At 64.9% G+C, this 1577-nt stretch carries 1 protein-coding gene; it reads right to left on the reverse strand.

All coding sequences use genetic code 11. From position 1 onward, the window contains the following. Positions 1–1577: non-ribosomal peptide synthetase (locus NF4_RS35940; RefSeq protein WP_157120806.1), on the reverse strand; the 1577-nt coding region annotated here is incomplete at both ends.

Raw genomic sequence — 1577 nt, forward strand, 5'->3', positions numbered from 1 at the left:
GCCACCACCAGATGCGCACCCGCGGCCAACGGCAGGAAGTAACCCCACAACGACACATCGAACGTCGTCGCGGTCTTCTGCAAATACACGTCATCGGCATCCAGCGGATACTCCGACAGCATCCACGCGACCTGGTTCACGATCGCCGAATGCGAGACGGCCACACCCTTCGGACGCCCCGTCGAACCGGACGTGAAGATCACATACGCGGTATTCGACGACCGAACCGCCGCCACACGGTCGGCATCGGTCACCTGCGCCGAGTCGTAGCCACCGGTCTCGAGGGTGTCCAACTCGAGCACCGGCACACCGGTGTCCTCGGGCACCGCACCGGCGTCAGCCGTGGAGGTCAGCACACACAACGGCGACGCGGTATCCAGGATGTAGCCGATCCGCTCCGCCGGATGCGCCGGATCCAACGGCACATACGCACCACCCGCCGCCACCACCGCATACATCCCGACCACGAGATCCAGCGACCGCGTCACCAGCAGACCCACCAGCGTCTCGGGACCGACACCTCGAGCGATCAGGTTCCGCGCGAGCCGGTTGACCCGACCGGCGAACTCGCCATAGGACAGACTCGTCCCCTCGAACGAAACCGCCACCCGATCCGGGTACGCCGCAGCCGCGGCATTGAACCCATCCAGCAACAGCCCCGCCGGAAGCGCATGCTCGGTGGCATTCCACTCCGCCAGCACCTGGTCACGCTCGACCGGCGCCAGAATCTCCAGATCACCGACCGCGGTCTCCGGCGCAACCAGGACCTCCCGCAGCAACCGCACGAACCGGTCCACGAATCCCTGGACGGTGGTGTGGTCGAACAGAGCGGTGGCATAGGTGAGATAACCGGACAACCCCCCCGGCACACCGGTGATGTCGTACGAGTCGTTGAGTATCAGGTTCAGGTCGAACTGGGAGATCTCGGCATCGACATCCACCGCGGAAACCGTCAGACCGGGCAGTTCCAATACGGACGCGGTCATGTTCTGGAACGTGAAGCCGACCTGGAACAACGGATGCCGCCCCTGCGAACGCGCCGGGTTGAGCACCTCCACCAGACGCTCGAACGGCACATCGGCATGCGCATAAGCCGCGATATCGACTTCGCGCTGGCGACCGAGCAGATCCGCGAACGACTCACCACGATCCAGCTGCGTCCGGAACACCAACGTGTTCACGAACATACCGATCAGATCATCGAGCGCCTGCTCACCACGACCCGCCACCGGCGTACCGATAGTGATGTCATCACTCCCCGAGAGCCGCGACAACAGCACCGCGAGTGCGGAGTGCACGACCATGAACAGCGTGGCGTTCTGCTGCTGCGCCAGCCGCACCAAACCGGCGTGAACATCCGCGTCGATCGCGACCTCGACCCGGCCACCGGCGAACGACTGCACCGCCGGCCGCGGGCGATCCGACGGCAGATCCAACTGATCCGGAACACCCGCCAGCATCGACTGCCAGTATCCGACCTGCTCCGCCGCAATCGACTCGGGATCGGCCTCATCACCCAGCAGCTCCCGCTGCCAGATGCTGTAATCCGCATACTGCACCGGCAACGGCGACCAACC

This window comes from Nocardia fusca NBRC 14340 (genome assembly GCF_001618425.1).
Taxonomy (GTDB): Bacteria; Actinomycetota; Actinomycetes; order Mycobacteriales; family Mycobacteriaceae; genus Nocardia; species Nocardia fusca.